Genomic DNA, 20,964 nt, shown 5'->3' on the forward strand with positions numbered 1-20,964 from the left:
CGGAGGTCGCCTAGCGACGCGTGAAGTCCTCGACGATCTCCGCCGCCACGTCGCGCGCCTTCCGATTGCTGTGTTGGGAGAACGTGGTCAACTTCTTGAACGCGGCGTCGGCGTCGCAGTTGTCGGCGGCCATCAGCAGTCCGATCGCGGTGCCGATCGTGCTCCGCGTACGCAGGGCTTCCTTGAGCGTCGTCGTTTCGTTGTTGCTCGCCGCGAGCAATTCCTCACGGAAAGCGGACAATTCGAGGTGCACACGAATCCGCGCGATCAGCTCACGCGGCGCGAACGGCTTGACCACATAGTCGTCTGCCCCGGATTCGAGCCCCTCGACGGCAGACTCCGTACCTGCGCGCGCTGTCAGTACGACGACGGGTAGCCGAACCAGCGCCATGTCGCTGCGCACCTCCCGCACCAGATCCAAACCGCTACGGCCGGGCAGCATCACGTCGGTCAGCACGAGCGACGGCGGTGTGGTGCGCGCGTGCCCGAGCGCGGTCTCGACGTCGGCGGCCACGTACACATCCCAGTTCTGCGCCGTCAACAGCCCGACGAGGTACTCACGCATGTCCGGGTTGTCCTCCACAAGCAGCACCGAGCGTGTCGCGTCGCCCCTCGTGCCGTGGTGGACGGAGATACCGTCCGAATGCGCATGCACCACAGCGCTTTCCAGAGGTACGGCAGACTCCCACACCGGCGCGATCGCGTCGTCCACGGGCACCGCAACGGTGAAGGTACTGCCTACTCCGACTTCACTGTCGACGGCCACCGTGCCGCCGAGAGCTGCCGCCAACTCCGACACCAGAGCAAGACCGATGCCCGATCCTTCCGCGCTGCGCCCGTGTGCGCCCTGGACTCGGTAGAACCGGTCGAAGACCTTGGATCGATCGCGCGCGCTCAGCCCGATTCCCGTATCCGACACCTGCAGAACGAGATTCGAGCCCGATCGCGACAGCGCCACACGAATACTGCCCTCGTGCGTGTAGTTCAGTGCGTTGGCGACGAGGTTGGTCGTGATGCGTGTCCACTTCTCCGGATCCATCGACACGATCGGCGATGGGCTCAGCTCGAACTGCGCGTCGAGCTTCAGCCCGGCCGACTCGAACGCACCGTCGAACCGATCGAGGCACCGGCGCGTCAGTTCGGCGATGTCCGTCGGCACGGCATCGAGAGACAACGCCCCCGATCCTGCGCGAGCGACGTCGAGCAACGAGTCCACGAGTCGCTGCAGTCGGTGGGCGTTGCGAAGCGCGATGTCCACCGCGGCTTTGCCGCTGGCGTCGGCGGCCTTCTCCGACATCTCTTTCAGCGGCGCGAGCAGCATCGTCAGCGGTGTCCGGAACTCGTGGCTGACATTCTCGAGCAATCGGGTCTTCGTCGCGTCGAGCTCGGCGAGAGCGTCGCTGCGGTGACGCTGGAACTCGAACGCGAGTACATCGGTGAGCGTCGTCGAGAGGCGGCTCGCGATGACGTCGAGGAACCAGCGATACTGATCGCCGACGACCTGTAGCGGATTGGTCCCGACGGCCAGCACGCCTACGGGCTCCGACCGTCCCGCGATCCGTAGCGGCAGGCCGACGATCTCGTCGACAGGCACGGACTCCACGACAGGGCCGGTGCCGATCACGGACAGCCCTTCGAGATTCTGAACGGACCCGGACACCGCAGCCGCGGCGATGCCGGCGCGAGCCGGACCCGACACGATCCACTTGTGTGCGTCGTCGGGGTTCATGCCGTCGCCGACGGCGACCAACTCGAACGTTCGTCCGTCGTCGAGTGCGACGACGTTGTCGACGCTACCGAGCCGGTGGGCACCGTCGACGTCGAACGTCGCAATCGGGTCGAGGTAGAGCATCAGCAGAGGCAGATCGCTTCGGTAGTCGGACAGCATGGTCAGCGCGGCACGGCATGTCGATACAGGATGCTCACCGCGAGTCGCCGAAATCGACCCGAGCCGCTGCAGCGCCGTCATGCGCCGCTCGCCGAGGACGTTGCCGGTGACGTCGCTCGTCGCCACGAACACGCCGAGCGCACCGCCGTCGGCACTGCGGACCGGGCTGTAGGAGAAGGTCCAGTACGTCTCCTCCATGAGCCCGCCACGTCGGTCCATCAGCAAGCGAACTTCGGTGCCCTTGGATGTACGCCCGTCGAGCGCCTTCCGTGCCAGGGGCCCCATGTCCGGCCACACATCGGGCCAGCATTCGGGCGCGGACTGACCGATGGCAGTCGGATACTTGGTCCCGAGGAACGGTGCATACGCGTGATTGAAGATCTGGATGAGTTCCGGACCCCACCACAACAGCATGGCCACGTCGGAATCGAAGACGGTCGCGACGGCGGCAGTCAGTTCGCTCGGCCAGGATTCGACGGGCCCGAGCGGTGTGCCTGCCCAGTCGGCGTCGCGGTGTGCTGCAGCGGTGTCGTCGTCGCCGGCGAACAGGGTCGCCGCCGTCCAGCGCGGTGCCGTGAGGGGTTGTGGGGGTGTCATGTCTCTTTGTCTCTTCAGTCGGTCGGTCTCGCTTCTGAGCCGACCCGTCTCAATGGTGCCCGACTGTCGGCGCAACCTCGGGACGGACTACCGATTGCAATCCTCGGTGTCCGAAACGTTATAACACCGATCCACTTTCGTTATGAGCAAGGATCCGTCGACGGTACGACCGATTGCGGACGGTCAACACGATCGATGCCAGGCACGCAGCGAGCAGCGATCCACACAGAATGGCGATCTTGACGTGGTCGTCGCGCTCCCCCGGACCGTAGGCGAGCTCGCCGATGAGCAACGACACCGTGAAACCGATTCCCGCGAGCATCGCGATACCCAGAAAGTCGATCCACCGGATGGTCGCGTCCAACGTGGCCCGAGTGAACCGTGCGAGAACGAAGGTCGTCCCGAAGATTCCGACGGTTTTTCCGACGACGAGTCCGAGGACGATTCCCACGGCGATCGGATCGGTCAACGCCGTGACGAGACCGTCGGCGCCGCCGACCGTCACTCCGGCCGCACAGAACGCGAAGATCGGGACCGCTACTCCAGCCGACCACGGGCGGATGCGGTGTTCGAATTGTTCGGCGAGGCCTGGGCCGGAGCTCGGACCACCTTCCGCCGCATTCCGGACGACGGGCACCACGAAGCCGAGGAGGACTCCTGCGACCGTTGCGTGAATCCCGGATTCGTGCACGAATACCCACACGGCGACAGCAAGGGGCACGAGGATCCACCACGCGCGAACCCGCCTGTGCACCGCGAAGGCGAACAATGCGAGTGGCACCAGGGCAAGCCCCAGGACAACGACGTCGACGTCGTCGGTGTAGAAGATCCCGATGACGCTGACGGCCAGCAGATCGTCGACGACGGCGAGCGTCAGCAGAAAGGTGCGAAGCGCAGGAGGCAGATACGTTCCGACGACCGCGAGAACCGCCACCGCGAATGCAATGTCCGTGGCAGTCGGAATGGCCCAGCCCTGCAACGCACCGTCGCCGGTTCCGAGATTGACGGCGACGAAGATCGAGGCAGGGAGAACCATGCCACCGAACGCAGCGGCAAGAGGCAGGACTGCGCGCGAAGGATCACGAAGATCGCCGGCAACGAACTCTCGCTTGAGTTCGACGCCCACGACGAAGAAGAAGACGGCAAGCAGGCCGTCCGCGGCCCATTCCGCCACGGTGAGATCGAGATGAAGCCCGAACGGCATCGACGCGGGGCCCACCCGCAGATCCATCAGCGATTCGTACGTCTCGGCGAACGGCGAGTTGGCCCAGACGAGGGCAGCGACGGCAGCAACGAGAAGGAGTACGCCGCCGACGGTTTCCTTACGAAGAACGTGCGCGAGCGTGATCGAGGGGTTGACCATCGAGGCTGAAACCTTTCGTCGGCATGGTTGATCGTCATGCCGACCAGACTTCCCGGCGCACCGGGAGTCAGCTTACCGAAATCACTCGACGGGCCTGCGCACCCGTCCGCGCGTCACGCGACGACGTCGTACCCGTCGGGACCGGGTGCCCACGGCTCGATCCCGTGGATGGACCCGGAATGCCGAAGGAACTGCAGAATCGGAACCGCTGCGCTGATCATGGCCCAGCTGAGGGCAGTCTTCACCGCAACGGCACCCACGCCACCACTGGAATCCGCAAGCCATACTCCGATCACGAAAAGCAGTGAACCGGACAGAAGGATCGGAATGGCGGGCGCGAAGAGCCTGTCGGTGACGGCGGCTGCATCGGTACCGAGGATGCCGATTCCAGCGACTCCGGCTGTCGCAGCGACCAGGATCGATCCGAGGGCGATGAAGACGCTGAACGTGGACACCCTTTTCGCCCCCTCCGCTCATCGAGCCTCAAACCGTCGCATGGATTGTTTTGACCGCAAACATACGCCCCATCGACTTTTTTGGCGAACTCACGGCGATACGTACAAGCCTGCAATCGGATGACACAGCCATGCGACGATGCGACGAACCGAGTTCTCGGCGTCGGGATCCACCATTATTCGAGAGCACCCCAGCTCGGGATCGAGCCCGATCACGACCGCATGCCCGGTGTGCGACACATCCGACCACACAGTCAACGACAGCGGCCGATGCGACGGCCCGATGTCGTCGATGGATTCACGCAAACGGCCGATCCAGTCGTCGCGGGCATCTTCGATGCACACCACGATGGCGACACCGTCCTTTGGATGCAGACGCATGTCAGACCCACCGCACGCGGACGAATGCGTCGATAGCGGAAGCCGAAACCATACCGGCCATTTTCCCCGTTATGGCTACCGAGAGAGGGGGAATCGCCCGTGAAATTCGGATGCGTAAGAAAATCTTCGGCCGCCGATCCTGGGCCGGGCATTGTGAAAGGCCCCGGCAACGGGGGGGTTTTGCCGGGGCCTTCGTGTCCCTGTTATGGCCGGGACTTGTCAAAGGGGGGTGGAAGTCCACGGCAAGGAACGTCTCCGACGCTACTCCGTGCTCCACGACCTGGAAACCCCCCTTGCCGTCACAATCGGACTCTGTGTTCGACCACCGCTCGAGCTACTTCTCGGACGCTCGTGCGATGACGTCGTGCGTGTTGACGAATTCTCTCGAAAGCGGCTTCCGTGTCGACGTTGTCCGTGGCAGCGAGAACGCCCTTCGCCTGCTCGATGACGATGCGCGATTCGAGGGCGTGCTCGAGCTGCTCGGAGAGCTGCTTCATCTTCCGGAGTCGGTCCGATTGGAACAACTGCGCCGTAGCAAGCCGGGCAAGGACCCGCGCAGCATCCAGATCCGTGGCCGACCACGCCTGTGGCGCTGTCGAATACAGAACGAGGCTGCCCATCGCGTCGCCCCCGCGAAACAACGGAAACGCTGCCACTCCCACGATGCCTGCACGCACGGCCACGTCGACGAATCGCGGCCATCTCTGATGAGCACGCGCAATGTCGGCGACCGCTACTATCTGCGCACCGCGGTACGCGTCGCACCCGGGTCCGCGCTGAAACTCGGCCTGGCACTTCTCGATAGCGGCAAGCTCGGTCGGTACGGACGCGACCTCGAGGCTGTCGTCGTCCCGGGGAATCAGGACACTGGCGCCGACGATGTCGAATGCGGCCGTCAGCGCAGAACTCAGCTCGCGGAAGATCACCCCGTCCTCGGGGGCCTCTTCCGCGACAGTCACCAACCGATCCACCACAGCTACATATGTTCTGGCGTCATACACACTGCCACCTCCAGCTCCTACTGCCGAGCAGACGCAAGCGTGTGAATCCCCGACGCCCCGTTCTGGACGGTTGACCATCTCCACTGGCCTCGAGCTGGGGTTTCAGCACGAGTACGGAGAAAATCGTCGTTCGCATCCTACCGCACTGGAACATCGGCGGGATCCGTGGTTAAAATTCGATTGGCATACGAAATCGCCCCGGACCTCGGCGACGCGCCTGCTGGCGGCACCCGAGAAACCCGGTGTCCTCCAACCGATGCTTGTTCATACCTGTTGTCGAAAACGTGTCGGCCACAGCATGTTCGAGTCACCGCGTTACCCGATTTCTCTGTGTCTCCCAGTCACAGTGAATCCGAGTAACCGTAAAACGGTGAACTACATGATGTGCCGTCATGATGCACTCGGCGCGTGTTCGCGCTTGGTACAACGTCATTCAAGTGACTGCAATTGGTCATTCAAGTGACTGCATTTCGATCGACTGTATTTTCGGCGTCGGGAGTTCACCGTCGACGACGCGATCGAGAGCCCGGTCCGCCCTCTCCTTCGCTCGCTGTCGGGCACTGTTGGCACGGGGCGGCGCGAGGGGTCGAGGGGTCTCCTCGCGCGTCGTGAGTCGGAAGCCTGATTCTCGGGTTCCCCGCCCCGCGCCGAAGTGCACACCAGCTCAGCACACATGCACATCGGTCGAATCGAGACGGGGGTATTCATGGGGAGCAACATCGATCCGATACAAACGCAGTCGAGTCAGGTGTCGACGGCGCTCGAGAGAGCCGAGATCGCTGCTCTGTCCGAGTTGGCGAGCCCCGAAGCGATCACAGCATTCGCGTTGGTACGCAATCGCTTACGGCCCGCAGAGTCCAACCGCTTCACCGAGCTGTCCGCCGTCGTCGACCGACTGGCCGGACCGGAACTAGTTGAATCGGCCGAGGCAGAATTGAACGAGTCCCTTCGCGAGGCCCCGCGCACCGAGTCCGTCGACGAGCTGGTCCGGTCGGCGCGCGGCCCCATCGCCAAGCTCGCCGTCGCGCAACTGCTTCGAGACGACAACTCGTCGGGACAGTCCGATGGCCGACGATAGACCTGACCGCAGGACAGTGGATCGGTCTCGCCTGGCCCCCACACCGGCGTCGGACCTAGGAACATCGATGAGCACCGAGTCCATCAAGGCCCACCTGGCCCGGATGTTCGGCGAACCCGTCGACCCCAATCCTCGTCGGAAACCTCAGCGCTAGAGCATCATTCGTAACGACGGTCCTCGGCGTCCAGTTCTTCCGGACTTCTACCATCGACGGTGATCTCGCGCGCGAGGCTTCGAAGCGACAGTCCTCGCCTGCCTGCCACACGCGTCAAGATATCCCAGGCGTCGGGTACCGAGATGGACAGCGTGCCCACGATCAGCCCGATCGCGTGCTCCACCTGGACCCTGTCGTGGAGCAGACCGAGGATGCGTTCGGTGAGGCGGTCGTTGCGGCGTGCCTCGTCGTCGCGAATCAGGTGGAGGACGATCAGACGAGCGAGAACTTCTCCGAGTTGCCGATGAATGTCGGTGAATGTCCTTGCGCGCGTGTACAAGAGGTTCAAGCCGCCCACGGCGTTGCCGTCGAGCATCATCGGAACGGCCAGCACGGATCTGAAACCTGCGTCCGCGGCCGCGGAGGCAAATTCCGGCCACCGACCCTGCGCCGCGGAGAGGTCCTCTTCCTCGACGATCGCCTTGTCGGACACGCAGTCCATGCAGGGCCCCTGCGCCATCTGCGTCTGTAGCAGTTCCACGAGACGCGCTCGCTCGTCCGACGCTGCGGCGACGGAAATCCCGCCGCGAGGATCGACGAGCATCACGCCGACAGCCGCCGCGTCGAGCAGGACCACTCCGGCGTCGCACACGCGCGCGAGCACCGTTGCGGAATCGGCGTCGTTCTCGGAATCTGCGACGAGCTGCGCCGTCAGACCGGACATGACCTCGACCAGGCGAGCCTGGGGGCCGAATCCATCCTCGAGCATGACGTCTCCCTTCCCTCCCGTTGTCGCTATTCGTTGAACTCGCCGACGTCGATGCGCTGCCCGAGAATCTCGCGTGCCAATTCCAGGATCGGCCGCCCCTGCTGAAAGGCGTGCGCGCGCAGGCGCAGAAGGGCGTCGTCGAGCGAGATTGCGAGTTTCGCCGACAACACACCCGTCGCAATATTGACGTCCTGATACGAACCGACCGTTCGAATCCATTCCTCGCCGGCGTTCTTGGAGAATTCGGCCTGCTCGAGCAGTGCGAACGTGATCAGGTCGACGAGCAGCGCTGCATCGGCGAGTGCCGACGGCGACAGCGCTCCCGGCTGTCGTCGATACAGAGTCAGTGTTCCGAGGCGGATACCACCGATCCGGAGGGGAAAGGCGAACACCGCCGCCGCGCCGATCGACTGCGCGGCATCTGCGAATCCCGGCCATCGCCCCTCATCGTGACTGAGGTCGCTGACCAGGGCGGGTGACCCGTCGGTGAACGCACGAACGCCCGGTCCCTCACCGAGGGTGTACTGCTGTTGCTCGAGGTGGCCTGCCCACTCACTGCTCGCCCCGAGCATGTCCTGCGCCCTAGGGCTCGCGCGCAACGTCATCGCGGCAGCGTCGACGCCGGCCAATTGCTCGACGCACGTGTGGCAGACGGATTCCGCCCAGATCGCCTGTCCCGGCGACCCGGTCTGCTCTGTGATCGCGCGCCACAACAGATCGCGCCGCTGCTCCTGCACGATCACCCCCTCGCGAGAAAATCCCACTCCCCACACCAGACTACGAGAGGCCTGCACACCTGTCGGGTCCAGATCCGTCAGGCAGAATCGCGCGACGTTACCGACTCGGGATCGACCGGGTCCGGCGTTGCCATTCCTAGATGTTCGATGTGATAAACCGCCTCGTCCAGCAGCATCGCAACGTGATTGTCGTACAACCGATAAATGACGCTGCGCCCGGAACGAGCACCGGCAACCAAGCCCATCGCGCGCAGCAGTCGAAGCTGATGCGACACCGCCGACTGTTCCATCTCGACGGCGTCGGCGAGGTCGTTGACACCACTCGGCCCTTGCCGGAGCTGCGTCAGAATACGCAGCCGACTCGGTGTCGCCAGTGCTTGCAGAGTGGCGGCGACGGTGGCAGCCGAGTCCGCGTCCAGCTGTGCAGGCGGAGTGGTACGCCCGTCGACTCCATGTCCCATTCGATAACTATAAACAATGAATAGATGTAAACGTCTTCATATGTTCCTGTAGGCTGCGGAACGTGACTGTCACGCATGCCCCCTCTGCCCCGCCGACGTCGGAATCTTCCATACGTGGAACCCGAACTCGTGTACTCGACGTCTCGGAGGTGCGCTGGGCACTGGCCTCGACGACGTTGTTCGTCTTGGGTCTGGTCACCCAACTCTCGCCCGCACCGTCGGTGATCGTGTGGACGCTCTACCTCGCCTGCTACGTATGCGGCGGATGGGAGCCCGCCCTGGCTGGGGTGCGCGCGCTTCGGGAGAAGTCGCTCGACGTCGACCTGCTGATGATCGTGGCCGCGATCGGAGCGGCTGCAATCGGCCAGATCTTCGACGGCGCGCTGCTCATCGTCATCTTCGCGACGTCGGGCGCATTGGAAGCGGTACTCACGAGGCGCACCGCGGACTCGGTCCGTAGCCTTTTCGACCTCGCTCCCGACACCGCCGTGATCACGGACGCCGACGGAACAGAGCGTGAAGTCCGTGCGTCGACGCTTCGGCCCGGTGACGTCGTGCTCGTGCGTCCCGGAATGCGGATCGCAGGCGAAGGCACGGTCGTCGACGGTGGCAGTGACGTCGACCAGTCGTCGATCACGGGCGAATCGATTCCCGTCTACAAGGGCGTCGGGGACGACGTGTTCGCTGGAACGGTCAACGGGACCGGGTCGCTACGCGTCCGGATCGACGTCGACCCGTCGGACACCGTCATTGCGCGCATCGTCACGATGGTCGAGCACGCGTCGGCCACCAAAGCGACCAAGCAACTGTTCATCGATCGAGTCGAACAGTATTACTCGACAACGGTCGTCGTCGCGACGCTCGCGATCTTCGCCGTCCCGATGGTCCTCGGCAGCGAATTCCAACCTGCCCTCCTGCGGGCGATGACGTTCATGATCGTTGCCTCACCGTGTGCCGTCGTACTCGCGACGATGCCGCCACTCCTGTCCGCGATGGCAACTGCGGGACGACACGGCGTGCTCGTCAAGTCCGCGGTCGTCATGGAACAGGTGCGTAAGACGACCCTCGTTGCGTTCGACAAGACAGGCACCCTGACAGAGGGGACTCCCCGCGTCGAGAGCGTCGACATCCTCGCAGGCTCGGCGTTCGACGAGAACGACGTTCTTCGACTGGCCGCGGCCGTGGAGAATGCCAGTGAACATCCCATCGCCGCAGCCGTGGTGAACTTCGGCCGCGACAGAGGACTTTCGCTGCCGGGCGTCGTCGCATTCGAGTCGACTCCCGGCGCAGGTGTCAGCGGCGTCGTCGACGGCCATCTCGTGACCGTCGCGAAACCCACGAGTATCGACGACGGTTTCGACAGCGTCCACCGAGCGCAGGCTGCGGGACTGACCGCCGTCGTCGTCCGAATCGACGGTGTTCCCACGGCTGTCATCGGCCTCGCCGACACAATGCGTCCCGACGCGGCGGCCGCAGTCGCCGAGCTCCGGACACTCACCGGGAGCCCCGCGATTCTGCTGACGGGTGACAATCGGCGCGCCGCCGAGGCTGTGGCCCGAAGGACAGGAATCGACGACGTTCGTGCCGAGTTGTTGCCCGGCGGCAAGGCCGATGCGGTGCGCGACGCGCAGACTGCTTCCCGCGCACGGGTATTGGTCGTCGGCGACGGGGTGAACGACGCACCGGCGTTGGCGGCTGCAGATATCGGAGTCGCGATGGGGCGGGGCGGATCCGATCTCGCGCTCGATACCTCCGACGTCGTCCTTGTGCGCGACGACCTGAGTGCGCTCCCGTCGTTGATCGATCTGTCGCGCCGCGCTCATCGCATCGTCGTGACCAACTTGGTCGTCGCCGCGAGCTTCATCGTCGCACTGGTGACGTGGGATCTCGTCGGGACTCTTCCTCTGCCGGTCGGAGTCGCCGGCCACGAAAGTTCCACTGTCCTCGTCGCTTTGAACGGCATGCGGCTGCTGTCGGGTCGTGCGTGGCGAAAGGGACGTCACTCCGCGGACTGACGCCGAACGAGTTCGCGGTGGCCGTACGTGGCGTCGAGAATGTCGTCACGGTCGGCGACCGCGGACCCGACCGCCCCCGCGACGGTACCCAACGACGCAGCAAGACAAGCCAAGGACAGGTAGTCGCTGAACTCCGCGGGACGGTGGATCTGCTGTGCGAGAAACTCCGGCGAGATCACGATCGAGGCAGATATCAGTACCACGACGAACAACAGGGCATACATGCACAGCACCCCGGACACGACCGTTCCGAGCGTGGCACCGTTGTACATCCAGCGGTCCGTCGTCGACGCTCGGAAACTGCGACGCTCCCACAACCCGTTGGGGAGAATCAGCCACACGCTCATCGCTGTGATCGCGGCGACGGCCACCGCGGCCAGGCGTTCCACCGACATGAACGCGGCCATCTGCCAGATGCTGGCGTAGAACACGCCGAAAGCCGATGCTGCGCTTGCTGCACCGAATGCACCGGACAGTTTCGGAACGAGACGCCACGGTCGATTGCACCGAATCATGCCCAGCACCATGCGCAGACGCCCCAACATTCCAGGAGTCAACAGAATTCGCTCTCCACCGACCTCCGGCTCGTGCCCCGGCGCCCATCGCGCCATCGAACGGCGCAGACGGGGGCGAGACGCACTGTCTGTCCCCAGGAAGTCGTGTACGACGGCAAGAGCTACCGCGACGGCACGCCTGCGCACCGAGATGGTGCCGAACGCAGGAACGTAGAGCGCTGCCGTGTTTCCGTCACGTAGTTCGGCGACGACGGGCTTGGACCGTTGCCGCCGAGGCACCTCCGACAGGACCAGCACGATGTCGTAGTCGTTCGTCGCCCGCAGCGAGTCGAGCCACTGCCCGAGCTGTGCAGAACCGGTGGCCGTCGGCGGCAGTGCCATCGACGAACGATCGACCTCGATCACGCGCAATTGCCCGCCGACGGGCACCTGCACTGGAAGCGCGTCCATGATCGCCTCCGCGATGGTCGACGCGAAACCTGCATCCGCGACCACCCCGATCGTCACGGCGCGCGATGAGGTGTGTGTTTCTTCCGAAGCCATTCGGTACAGCTACCCCGGCCCCACTCGTCCGACACGTCGACGAACGAAGTGCATGCATGAGACCGGACACGACGGGGTACAGCTGTCCAGCGCGGTTGAGACGTAGCCCGCAGTCGAGCCGCCGACACAGTCGCACGAAGCGTCGAGCGTACGGAAGACAGCCCCTTCACTTTCGACGAAAGCAGATATTTTCATGCCTCCCACACCACGTCCCGACCAGTCCTCACCGGCCCCCGTCGGACCGACCGGTTCCCCCGAAACTCGCACTCAGGACGGCACTTTCCTGACGACAGCGCAAGGTGTGCGCCTCCCGGACACGCATCATTCGTTGAAGGCAGGCGACAGGGGTCCGACCCTTCTCGAGGATTTTCATCTGCGGGAGAAGATCACTCATTTCGACCACGAGCGCATTCCCGAGCGTGTGGTTCACGCGCGAGGTGCGGCAGCCCACGGCACCTTCGAGTCCTACGGCACCGCCGGAAAGGTGACGAAGGCGGGCTTTTTGGCCGAAAAGGGAAAGAAAACCGATGTGTTCGTACGATTTTCGACCGTTCTCGGCTCTCGCGGCTCGGCGGACACCGTCCGTGACACACGCGGATTCGCGGTCAAGTTCTATACCGACGAGGGAACCTTCGATCTCGTCGGCAACAACATGCCGGTCTTCTTCATTCAGGACGGCATCAAGTTCCCCGACATCATCCATGCAGGCAAGCCGCAGCCGGACATCGAACTGCCACAAGCTCAGTCCGCACACGACTCGTTCTGGGACTTCGTGTCCCTGCACACCGAGGCAACCCACCACGTCATGTGGAACATGAGCGACCGCGGGATTCCGCGGTCCTACCGGACGATGGAAGGTTTTGGAGTCCACACGTTCCGACTCGTCGCGAGCAACGGTGACACGAGCCTGGTCAAGTTCCATTGGAAGCCGATCGCGGGTGTGCACTCGCTGGTGTGGGAGGAAGCCCAGATCGCCGCGGGCGTCGATCCCGACTTCCACCGTCGGGACATGTCCGACGGCATCAAAGCAGGCGCACCGCTCGAGTACGAATTCGGAATCCAGGTCATGCCCGACGACGGCACCGACACGTTCGAGGGAATCGACCTACTGGATCCGACGAAGCTCGTTCCCGAGGAACTCGTACCGGTGCAACCGATCGGCAAGTTGACGTTGGATGCGAATCCCACCAACTATTTCGCCGAGACCGAGCAGGTCGCCTTCCACACGGGCCACCTCGTTCCCGGAATCGAGGTCACGAACGACCCTCTGATGCAAGCACGTCTGTTCTCCTACCTGGACACGCAGATCACACGTCTCGGCGGTCCGAATTTCGCACAACTGCCGATCAATCGCCCCCACGCACCGGTCAACGACATGCTGCGCGACGGTATGCATCAGACCGCCGTCCACACGGGGCTCGCGCCCTACCGGAACAACACCGTCGACGACGGCGAGCCCACGGACGCCGACGCGTCCGATCGTGGTTACGTACAGACGGAGCGCGTCATCGAGGGACGTGCAGTGCGCGCCAATCCGGCGTCGTTCGACGATCATTTCACTCAGCCTGCAATGTTCTATCGCAGCCTGACCCCCGTCGAACAGGATCACATCGTCGAAGCGTTCACATTCGAACTGGGCAAGGTGTACGAGCAGTCGATCAAGGAACGCGAGCTCGCTGTCCTGGCGAACGTCGACAAGGACTTGCGCACTCGGGTCGCCGCGGGTCTCGGCCTCCCCGCACCCAAGGGCACGCCGCCGAAGGATGTCGTGCTCTCGCCCGCTCTGTCGCAGGTCGTGACGACGCCCGGTCCGGTCGACGGACGCAAGATCGGCGTCGTGGCCGATGAGAACGCCGACCTCGCCGGCATCGACAAGTTGCGAAAAGCAGCCGAAAAACACGGCGTGACAGTCCATGTCATCGCGGCGGTAGGAGGTCTCCTCGGCGAGGGAACACATCGGCAGGTCGTCGAACGAACATTCCTGACGGTCCGGTCCATCGAATTCGACGCGTTCGTGGTCGCCGGCGGAACCTCACCGACGACGGACATCAAGTTGATCTTGTTGCTGCAGGAAGCGTTTCGCCACTGCAAGGCAGTCGGAGCGTGGGGCGACGGGCTCGCGACGCTCGAAGCAGCGGGTATCGCCGACGGTGAACCTGGTGTCGTGGTGGCGTCGTCGGCCGGCAAGAGTTTCGACGGGCCGTTGTTCGCGGCGCTCGGTCTGCACCGTGCATGGGATCGCGCACCTGCCGTCATGGGATCCGCTGTGCCGCCGTCGAAGTGACGGCCACGCTCTAGCGTGAACGGGGTCCGGTCAGCAGTGCCGTCATGTCGTCGAGACCGAAGAACTCGGCGACCGACACTGCCGACCGGGCCCCACCGTTCGGGTCTGCTCCTGCCTCGAGCAGCATCCCGACGATTGCGTCTGACCGACGAAATGCCGCTGCGCCCAACGCCGTTTGTCCATTGTCGTTGACTCGTTCTACGTCGGCTCCGGCCTCGAGCAGAACCTGTACGGCATCCTCGTGCGAGTAATAGGCCGCCAGAATCAACAACGTGTCACCGCGGTCGTTGGTCAAGTTCACCGGTCCGCCCGCATCGAGAAACCGCCGAAGCAGAACGTATTCCCCGTTTCTCGCCCATTCGAAAGCGCTGCGTAGCACGGTCATCTCGTCGTCCGTCAGGTGCACGGATTCCTTGCGCGACATGCACAGGTCGATACCCTTGACGTGTCGGCACGAAACGCAGGATCTGCACTGGTTTCCAGCCGGACCGTACGGGTATGGCACTCCACATGAGCGAACAGGACGCGGCGTCGGCCGCCTCGGTCGAGGCTGACCCGGACGACCCGCGCAAGGCGGATTCTCCCACCGAATTGACGAAACCGTCATGGATGTTCGTGATCAAGAAGACCGCGCGAGAGTTCAGCCGTGACCAGTGCACCGATCTTGCCGCAGCATTGACGTATTACGCTGTGCTGTCCTTGTTTCCGGCAATTCTCGCCGTTGTCTCGTTGCTGGGGGTTTTCGGACAAGGACAGGCCACGGTGGACGGTGTCCTGCAGATCGTGGGCGATCTCGGTCCGTCGTCGGCAGTGGATACGCTCCGCGGCCCGATAGAGCAGTTGGTGCAAGCTCCCGCAGCGGGATTCGCCCTCGTCACCGGTATCGCCGGCGCCCTGTGGTCCGCGTCCGGGTACGTCGGCGCGTTCGGCCGCGCGATGAATCGAATGTACGAAATCGAAGAAGGACGGCCGGTGTGGAAGTTGAGGCCCGTCATGTTGCTGGTCACTCTCGTCGGGTTGACCCTCGTCGCCTGTGCCGCCTTGATGCTGGCCGTCAGCGGTCCCGTCGCATCAGCGGTAGGTGATGCATTGGGGTTGGGCGACACGGCTTTGACGATCTGGAACATCGTCCGATGGCCGATCGTCGTCGTCATCGTCGTTCTGGCTGTCGCAGTCCTCTATTACACCACCCCGAACGTGCAGCAGCCGAAGTTTCGGTGGATCTCCTCAGGCGCTGCGCTCGCCATCGTCGTGTGGATCGCGGCATCGGTGGTGTTCGGTTTCTACGTCGCGAATTTCGGTAGCTACAACAAGACATACGGTTCGCTGGCCGGCGCCATCGTCTTCCTGTTGTGGCTGTGGATCACCAATCTGGCGTTGCTGTTCGGCGCAGAACTCGATTCCGAACTCGAACGCGGACGCCAACTTCAGGCGGGAATGGTCGCCGAGGAGCGACTTCAACTGCCCCCGCGAGACACCCGCGTGTCGGACAAGAACGATCAGAAGGATGCCGAGGCAGTCGAACAAGGCCGACGCCTGCGAGAGGCACACAACGCCACACCCGAACCGACCACTCGATCGAAAACAGGAGAGGCAATGACAGAGCACAACGCACAGCGACCGGTAGGCGACGCGCCCCCGGTGGGCGATCTGTCGACGGTGCAACTCGTCGAGCGCCTGACCGACCAGGTCTCCACTCTCGTTCGGACAGAGATCAATTCGGGACTCGAGGAGGTCAAGAGCAAGGGCACCCGCGTCGGGATAGGGATAGGGATTTCGGGCGCAGGCGCGCTCCTGTTGTTCTTCGGCGTCGCGACGTTGATCGCGACGGCCGTCCTCGGGCTGGCAACCGTCGTGTCGCCGTGGCTCGCCGCATTGATAGTGGCCGTGATCGTCCTGATCGTGGGCGGGGCTCTTGCTGCGATCGGAGCCTCCCGCGCAAAGAATGCACTGCCCCCTGTTCCTGCTGACACCGCGGCGAGTGTGAACGACGACATCTCCGCGATCAAGAAAGGCATCCGATGAGCGGAAAGCACGCAGAGACACCGGAATCCGATGATACGACTTCTGTCGGCGCACCGAGCGTCGAACAGCAACGCGCAGAGGTTGCCGAGACGGTTGCCGCTCTGGCGGCCAAAGCCGACGTCCCTGCGCGCGTCGCCAACGAGGCGTCGTTCCAGGCCGGACGTGCGAAAGAGGTGGCCCAGAAGAATCCACAGGTGATCGCAGCGGCCGTGGGTGCGGTACTTGCAGGCGCGATCGTCACGATCGTGATTCGGAGACGACGTTCGAGGAGGCTTTTTCGATGAGTGCAGTATCGAAGGCGATGTACAAGCCACTCGCCCTGGCGACCAGCGTGCTCGGCGGCATCGCTGCGGGCGCGGTGTTCAAACAGATCTGGAAGTACGTGGGCGACAACGATGTCGAGGCCCCGGACCCCAAGGACTTGAACCGGTCGGTTCAGGAAGTTCTTCTGGCTGCCGCGATCCATGGAGCCGTCTTCGGAATCGTCAAAGCAGCGGTGGACCGTGCAGGCGCGACCGGTTATCGGGCACTGGCCCACGAAGATCCATCCTGACGGTCCGAAACACGTTTCCCACATCGGAAGAAAGGTCATACACCTGTCATGACGCAACCCGACCACGATCAGCCGAACCTCGACGACGTCATCACACCGACCGAGGATGTCCATCCCGACCACCGCGAGCATGCCAAAACACCCAAGCACGTCGACGACCAGGAGTTGGACGCGCGTACCGAGCACGAGCGTGAGGAAACTTCAGGCGGCCGATGACTTCGCCTGTATCGTTCGGGGCCGCGAGCTTCTGCTCGCGGCCCCGAACGCGTCATCGGACTACTTTGAACTGCTTAAGCTTTCGGTCGGTCGCATCGGGCACGTTCATTCCGGCTCCGATTGCCGTAGTGAGGTAGTCGACGACTCCTTCGGACAGCTCTTCACCGGGTACGGCCACCGCTATCCCCGTCGTTGTCGGAAGGAGTGAATCCGTAGCGTCCATCCCTGTGATAGCGAGCTACGGCGTCGAGCAGAGGCGTCTCCGATTGGTCCACGCCCGTTGCCATACCCGAATCCCGGCCTGCCATTCACGTATCCGTTTCACCTTCGTCGGCGCAGGGTAGGCGCGGTGGTATGCCGATCAGCGACCCGACCGTACCGACGCCGTCCGTCCCTCCGACGGCCGCAGTCGGTCCCACTCTGACCGGGCTGGCGGCGGCGCGTTTGCTGGCGAAGCTGTCGGGTCCTCTGGTGGCAGGCGGCGTCATCGCCCGTCGGCGGTCGGTGATGCCCGTTCTCGAAAAGCGACAGACCGATGCCGACACAGTGCGGACGATGCTCGAACTGCGCAGAGAATACGGTCCGGGTCCGCTGACGCTGGCACTGCCCGGCCGGACGGTTGTGATCCCGCTCGTCGCCGGAGACGTCGAACGGGTCCTCGCGCAGTCCCCGGACCTGTTCACCCCTGCCAATCGTGAGAAGCGAGCGGCGCTGAGCACATTCCAACCGCACGGTGTATTGATCTCGCGTGGGCGTGCTCGGACCTCGCGACGGGACTTCAACGAACAGGTCCTCGACACCGATCTTCCGCTGCATCATCTAGCGGGGTCGATCGCGCCGACCCTCCGTACCGAAGCGCTCGGGATCGTCTCCGACTCGCTCGACAACGACGGCGTTCTCGACGCCGCCGTGTTCGTCGAGGGCTGGTGGCGCGTCGTACGACGCGTCGTCCTGGGCGATTCTGCGAGAGACGACCACGCCGTCACCGACGACCTGTGGAAGCTGCGGGCAGACGGAAACTGGTCCTATCTTCGCCCGCTTCGACGACGCTTGCGTGACCGGTTCCTGGACCGACTGTTCGACTACGTGAACGACGCCGAACCCCTCAGCCTGGCGGGTGCTGTAGCAGCGTCCCGTCCGGATTCAGCCGTCGATCCCGTCGGCCAGATTCCGCACTGGCTCTTCGCATTCGATGCCGCGGGCATGGTCGCGCTGCGTGCACTCGCGGTTCTCGCAGCACAGCCGGAACATCTGCAACGCGCTCGCGACGAGATCTCGGACCTGGATCTGTCTCAGCCGCAGATACTTCCGTATCTACGAGCGTGCATCCTCGAGTCCGTCCGACTGTGGCCGACGACGCCTGCCATTCTGCGCGATTCGACGGCGACGACGCGGTGGGGTGAGGGCGACCGACGATTCGAGATCGATTCGGATGCAGCGTTTCTGATCCTGACAGCCTTCTTCCACCGCGATCCGACGACCATCGATTTCGCCGACGAGTTCACACCCGACGCGTGGCTCGACGGGCGTATGAGCTCGCAGTTGGCCGTCGTGCCGTTCAGCGCGGGTCCAGCACGCTGCCCCGGGCAGAACCTCGTCCTGTTCGTCACGAGCATGATCCTCGCGAACATCGTTGCAGCCCTGCCGAATTTGCGGCAGACGTCGGCCCCGCCGCTGACCGCCCGGTCCGCGCTGCCTGCCACGCTGAATCACTACTCGATCACGCTGAAAGCAACCTGACATGTCATGGGGCTCGGTGCCCACGTTCGGAGTCGAGGAGGAATTGCTTCTCGTCGACGCGAACACCGGCATCCCGACGATGCAGAACGAGGCGGTCGCCGAACACGCGCGGCAGCTCGGATTGGTTCTGCAATTGGAACTGACTCCATGCCAGATCGAGACGTCCACTGAAATTCTCGACACCTCCGAGCAGCTTGCCCAGTCGCTGACGACGTCGCGGTCGACAGCTGCCGCAGCGGCCGGCCGAGCGGGCGCCGCGGTACTGGCTGCCGGCATTCCTCCACTGCTGCCCGAACAGGGGCCGATCACCGACACCAAGCGATACCGGCACATCGCCGCCGAATACGGAATCATCGCCTCCGAGCAGGGTGTGTGCGGCGCGCACGTCCACACAGCGATCGACGACCGCGAATCCGCTGTCGAGATCAGCAACCACATGCGTCCGTGGCTGCCCGTACTCTTGGCTCTCACGGCGAATTCCGCCCTGTACGACGGACGCGATACCGGTTACGCGAGTTGGCGCTCGGTGTTGTGGTCGCGCTGGCCCAGCGCAGGTCCTCCCCCATTCTTCGAATCAGTGGATCATTACGACTCGCTCGTGCGCCAGCTGTTCGACGTCGGCGCGATACTCGACGACAAGATGGTTTACTGGGACATTCGGCCGTCGATGAATTTCCCGACGCTCGAGGTCCGTATCAGCGATGTGCCGGCCACGACGTCGGACACCGTTCTGTTGGCTGTGCTCGTGCGGGCGCTGGTGATGACGGCATCGAATGCGATGCACCAGGGCACACTCGCCCCGCGTGTATCGGATCATGCTCTCCGGTGGGCATACTGGCGCGCGGCGCGCGACGGATTGTCGAGTAGCCTCATCGATCCCGATTCCGGGTGTCTCGGCGCGGCCGCGTCCGCGCTTGCCTCGCTCGTCGACTATGTGTCGGCAGCGTTGGCTTTCACGGGTGAACGAGACCTCGTGGAGTGCGAGATTCGTCGAAACATCCTGCACGGCAACGGTGCACAACGACAACGGGACGCTGTCGAAGCATCGGGCACGATAGCCGACGCCATCGCCGAGATGGCCGAGAGGTGAGCAGATGAGATTGGCCGTCACCGGCGCCACCGGAAACGTCGGAACCACGTTGCTACGGCGACTCGCGGACGAGGATGTCGAGATCGTGGGCATCGCACGTCGCCGTCCGCCGGCCGCTGCACCGTACGACGGTGTGGACTGGCACGAACTCGACATCGCGGACGCCGACGCGGAGGACAGACTGACCACACTGTTCGACGGCGTGGACGCCGTCGTCCATCTTGCGATCGGCTTTCAACCCATGCGCGATCGCGACTATCTGCGGCGAACGAACGTCGGCGGCACCGAGGCGGTCGCGGCTGCCGTGGGGCGTGCCGGCGTCGGCAGACTCGTGCACATGTCGTCGAGTGGAATCTATTCGCCCGGTGCGTACGGTCGGGAAGTCGACGAGACGTATTCGCGTGAGGGCGTTGCGAACTCGACCTACAGTGTCGACAAGGCAGCAGCCGAGCACGCACTGGACCGGTTCGAGGTGAATCATCAGGGCACGATCGTCGTCCGGTTACGTCCCGGCCTCATCGGGCAGTACGCGTTCGGCAGCGCGTTGCTTCGGTACTCGCTGCCCGACCTCGTTCCGTCATGGGTCGTCGACCGAATTCCCGTGCTGCCCATGGACCGATCGATCACGGTCCCTGCGGTATCCACCTCCGACGTCGCCGACGCGATTCTGGCGTCGCTGACGTGCGACAGCAGCGGTGCGTTCAATCTGTCGGCGCCCACTCCGGTTCGTACCAAGGACTTCGAGGACGCTATGTCGGCCCGCGCCGTCGAAGTTCCTCGTTCGATCATGCGCACTGCGGCAGCGGCGATCTTCACAGCTCGGCTGCAATCGGTTCACCCCGGTTGGATCGACCTCGCGTACGAGACCCCGCTGCTGAACACGGAACGGGCAAGGACGACGCTGAAGTGGGCACCGACTCTCGACGGGCCCGCCGTACTCGCCGAGACGATCAAGGGTGTGCGGCACGGCGCGTCGGCCGCGAGCCCGGCGTTGCGCGAACGCACGCTCGTGGACCGGCTGGCGTCGACGCTCCGACGCGGCCCTGTGTCACGGCGACGCGAACCTTGAGACTCGGTTTCGTCGACGAGCGCGAGGGGT

The 20,964-nt window shown here is 64.0% G+C and carries 20 protein-coding genes; 10 read left to right on the forward strand and 10 right to left on the reverse strand.

All coding sequences use genetic code 11. From position 1 onward, the window contains the following. Positions 1–10 precede the first annotated feature (10 nt). The 5 genes from CHB96_RS24165 to CHB96_RS24185 all read right to left on the reverse strand — a co-directional run bounded on the left by CHB96_RS24165 (position 11) and on the right by CHB96_RS24185 (position 5,643). Positions 11–2,485, reverse strand: a complete 2,475-nt coding sequence (locus CHB96_RS24165; RefSeq protein ID WP_089251099.1) for an ATP-binding protein — start codon at positions 2,483–2,485, stop codon at positions 11–13. 118 nt (positions 2,486–2,603) lie between these two features. Further along, entirely contained in the window at positions 2,604–3,848 is a 1,245-nt protein-coding gene (gene nhaA, locus CHB96_RS24170; RefSeq protein ID WP_089251101.1) for a Na+/H+ antiporter NhaA, read from the reverse strand. Between the two features lie 113 nt (positions 3,849–3,961). Continuing rightward, a complete protein-coding gene (locus tag CHB96_RS24175; protein WP_089251103.1) occupies positions 3,962–4,303 on the reverse strand; it encodes a hypothetical protein in 342 nt (113 codons plus the stop codon). A gap of 90 nt (positions 4,304–4,393) precedes the next feature. Then, the gene (locus tag CHB96_RS24180; RefSeq protein ID WP_089251105.1) at positions 4,394–4,684 is read right to left on the reverse strand and encodes a hypothetical protein; all 291 of its coding nucleotides are present in this window, start codon (positions 4,682–4,684) and stop codon (positions 4,394–4,396) included. 299 nt (positions 4,685–4,983) lie between these two features. After that, entirely contained in the window at positions 4,984–5,643 is a 660-nt protein-coding gene (locus tag CHB96_RS24185; RefSeq protein WP_176444478.1) for a GAF and ANTAR domain-containing protein, read from the reverse strand. 748 nt (positions 5,644–6,391) lie between these two features. Between CHB96_RS24185 and CHB96_RS24190 the strand changes: the two genes are divergently transcribed. Beyond that, positions 6,392–6,763: a hypothetical protein gene (locus CHB96_RS24190; protein WP_141136552.1), complete on the forward strand. Its 372-nt coding sequence runs from the start codon at positions 6,392–6,394 to the stop codon at positions 6,761–6,763. Positions 6,764–6,921: 158 nt separating this feature from the next. Here the strand turns inward: CHB96_RS24190 and CHB96_RS24195 are convergent, their stop codons facing one another. The 3 genes from CHB96_RS24195 to CHB96_RS24205 all read right to left on the reverse strand — a co-directional run bounded on the left by CHB96_RS24195 (position 6,922) and on the right by CHB96_RS24205 (position 8,884). Beyond that, positions 6,922–7,686 carry a GAF and ANTAR domain-containing protein gene (locus CHB96_RS24195; protein ID WP_089251111.1) on the reverse strand — a complete coding sequence of 255 codons (765 nt, stop codon included), beginning with the start codon at positions 7,684–7,686 and terminating at the stop codon, positions 6,922–6,924. Between the two features lie 26 nt (positions 7,687–7,712). Continuing rightward, complete coding sequence (locus tag CHB96_RS24200; RefSeq protein ID WP_245866118.1) at positions 7,713–8,423, reverse strand: GAF and ANTAR domain-containing protein; 711 nt, start codon at positions 8,421–8,423, stop codon at positions 7,713–7,715. A 77-nt stretch (positions 8,424–8,500) separates the two neighbouring features. Next, on the reverse strand, positions 8,501–8,884 hold the full coding sequence (locus tag CHB96_RS24205) for an ArsR/SmtB family transcription factor (RefSeq protein WP_089251113.1): 384 nt from the start codon (positions 8,882–8,884) through the stop codon (positions 8,501–8,503). Positions 8,885–8,946: 62 nt separating this feature from the next. On the opposite strand from CHB96_RS24205, the gene CHB96_RS24210 reads away from it, so the two are divergent. Continuing rightward, positions 8,947–10,899 carry a heavy metal translocating P-type ATPase gene (locus tag CHB96_RS24210; RefSeq protein WP_217899984.1) on the forward strand — a complete coding sequence of 651 codons (1,953 nt, stop codon included), beginning with the start codon at positions 8,947–8,949 and terminating at the stop codon, positions 10,897–10,899. On the opposite strand, the gene CHB96_RS24215 is transcribed toward CHB96_RS24210, so the two are convergent. Then, a complete protein-coding gene (locus CHB96_RS24215) occupies positions 10,884–11,921 on the reverse strand; it encodes a hypothetical protein (protein WP_089251117.1) in 1,038 nt (345 codons plus the stop codon). The genes CHB96_RS24210 and CHB96_RS24215 overlap by 16 nt on opposite strands. Positions 11,922–12,150: 229 nt before the next feature. Between CHB96_RS24215 and CHB96_RS24220 the strand changes: the two genes are divergently transcribed. Beyond that, entirely contained in the window at positions 12,151–14,241 is a 2,091-nt protein-coding gene (locus CHB96_RS24220; RefSeq protein WP_089251119.1) for a catalase, read from the forward strand. A 10-nt stretch (positions 14,242–14,251) separates the two neighbouring features. Here CHB96_RS24220 and CHB96_RS24225 read toward each other — a convergent pair whose 3' ends face one another. Continuing rightward, entirely contained in the window at positions 14,252–14,665 is a 414-nt protein-coding gene (locus CHB96_RS24225; protein ID WP_217899985.1) for an ankyrin repeat domain-containing protein, read from the reverse strand. Between the two features lie 86 nt (positions 14,666–14,751). On the opposite strand from CHB96_RS24225, the gene CHB96_RS24230 reads away from it, so the two are divergent. The 7 genes from CHB96_RS24230 (at position 14,752) to CHB96_RS24255 (ending at position 20,934) form a co-directional block, all read left to right on the forward strand. Then, complete coding sequence (locus CHB96_RS24230) at positions 14,752–16,266, forward strand: YhjD/YihY/BrkB family envelope integrity protein (protein WP_089251173.1); 1,515 nt, start codon at positions 14,752–14,754, stop codon at positions 16,264–16,266. After that, positions 16,263–16,550: a DUF3618 domain-containing protein gene (locus CHB96_RS24235; RefSeq protein WP_089251121.1), complete on the forward strand. Its 288-nt coding sequence runs from the start codon at positions 16,263–16,265 to the stop codon at positions 16,548–16,550. The genes CHB96_RS24230 and CHB96_RS24235 overlap by 4 nt, the downstream gene beginning before the upstream one ends. Then, positions 16,547–16,819, forward strand: a complete 273-nt coding sequence (locus tag CHB96_RS24240; RefSeq protein WP_068431638.1) for a DUF4235 domain-containing protein — start codon at positions 16,547–16,549, stop codon at positions 16,817–16,819. Before CHB96_RS24235 ends, CHB96_RS24240 begins: the two co-directional genes overlap by 4 nt. A gap of 48 nt (positions 16,820–16,867) precedes the next feature. Next, positions 16,868–17,035, forward strand: a complete 168-nt coding sequence (locus CHB96_RS29845) for a hypothetical protein (protein ID WP_176444480.1) — start codon at positions 16,868–16,870, stop codon at positions 17,033–17,035. A gap of 354 nt (positions 17,036–17,389) precedes the next feature. Beyond that, the gene (locus tag CHB96_RS24245; protein ID WP_089251123.1) at positions 17,390–18,775 is read left to right on the forward strand and encodes a cytochrome P450; all 1,386 of its coding nucleotides are present in this window, start codon (positions 17,390–17,392) and stop codon (positions 18,773–18,775) included. A gap of 1 nt (position 18,776) precedes the next feature. Next, entirely contained in the window at positions 18,777–19,865 is a 1,089-nt protein-coding gene (locus tag CHB96_RS24250; RefSeq protein ID WP_089251125.1) for a glutamate--cysteine ligase, read from the forward strand. Between the two features lie 4 nt (positions 19,866–19,869). Further along, positions 19,870–20,934 (forward strand): NAD-dependent epimerase/dehydratase family protein, encoded by a 1,065-nt coding sequence (locus CHB96_RS24255; protein ID WP_089251127.1) that lies wholly within the window; start codon positions 19,870–19,872, stop codon positions 20,932–20,934. The last annotated feature ends 30 nt before the right edge of the window (positions 20,935–20,964 follow it).

Source organism: Rhodococcoides kyotonense (assembly GCF_900188125.1).
GTDB classification, from domain to species: domain Bacteria; phylum Actinomycetota; class Actinomycetes; order Mycobacteriales; family Mycobacteriaceae; genus Rhodococcoides; species Rhodococcoides kyotonense.

What these genes read in the sequence shown, in the direction of transcription:
- CHB96_RS24165 (WP_089251099.1), bottom strand. Translation starts at nt 2,485, where the DNA reads ATGACACCCCCACAACCCCTCACGGCACCGCGCTGGACGGCGGCGACC.
- nhaA (WP_089251101.1), bottom strand. Translation starts at nt 3,848, where the DNA reads ATGGTCAACCCCTCGATCACGCTCGCGCACGTTCTTCGTAAGGAAACC.
- CHB96_RS24180 (WP_089251105.1), bottom strand. Translation starts at nt 4,684, where the DNA reads ATGCGTCTGCATCCAAAGGACGGTGTCGCCATCGTGGTGTGCATCGAA.
- CHB96_RS24190 (WP_141136552.1), top strand. Translation starts at nt 6,392, where the DNA reads ATGGGGAGCAACATCGATCCGATACAAACGCAGTCGAGTCAGGTGTCG.
- CHB96_RS24195 (WP_089251111.1), bottom strand. Translation starts at nt 7,686, where the DNA reads ATGCTCGAGGATGGATTCGGCCCCCAGGCTCGCCTGGTCGAGGTCATG.
- CHB96_RS24205 (WP_089251113.1), bottom strand. Translation starts at nt 8,884, where the DNA reads ATGGGACATGGAGTCGACGGGCGTACCACTCCGCCTGCACAGCTGGAC.
- CHB96_RS24220 (WP_089251119.1), top strand. Translation starts at nt 12,151, where the DNA reads ATGCCTCCCACACCACGTCCCGACCAGTCCTCACCGGCCCCCGTCGGA.
- CHB96_RS24225 (WP_217899985.1), bottom strand. Translation starts at nt 14,665, where the DNA reads ATGTCGCGCAAGGAATCCGTGCACCTGACGGACGACGAGATGACCGTG.
- CHB96_RS24230 (WP_089251173.1), top strand. Translation starts at nt 14,752, where the DNA reads ATGAGCGAACAGGACGCGGCGTCGGCCGCCTCGGTCGAGGCTGACCCG.
- CHB96_RS24235 (WP_089251121.1), top strand. Translation starts at nt 16,263, where the DNA reads ATGAGCGGAAAGCACGCAGAGACACCGGAATCCGATGATACGACTTCT.
- CHB96_RS24240 (WP_068431638.1), top strand. Translation starts at nt 16,547, where the DNA reads ATGAGTGCAGTATCGAAGGCGATGTACAAGCCACTCGCCCTGGCGACC.
- CHB96_RS29845 (WP_176444480.1), top strand. Translation starts at nt 16,868, where the DNA reads ATGACGCAACCCGACCACGATCAGCCGAACCTCGACGACGTCATCACA.
- CHB96_RS24245 (WP_089251123.1), top strand. Translation starts at nt 17,390, where the DNA reads ATGCCGATCAGCGACCCGACCGTACCGACGCCGTCCGTCCCTCCGACG.
- CHB96_RS24250 (WP_089251125.1), top strand. Translation starts at nt 18,777, where the DNA reads ATGTCATGGGGCTCGGTGCCCACGTTCGGAGTCGAGGAGGAATTGCTT.
- CHB96_RS24255 (WP_089251127.1), top strand. Translation starts at nt 19,870, where the DNA reads ATGAGATTGGCCGTCACCGGCGCCACCGGAAACGTCGGAACCACGTTG.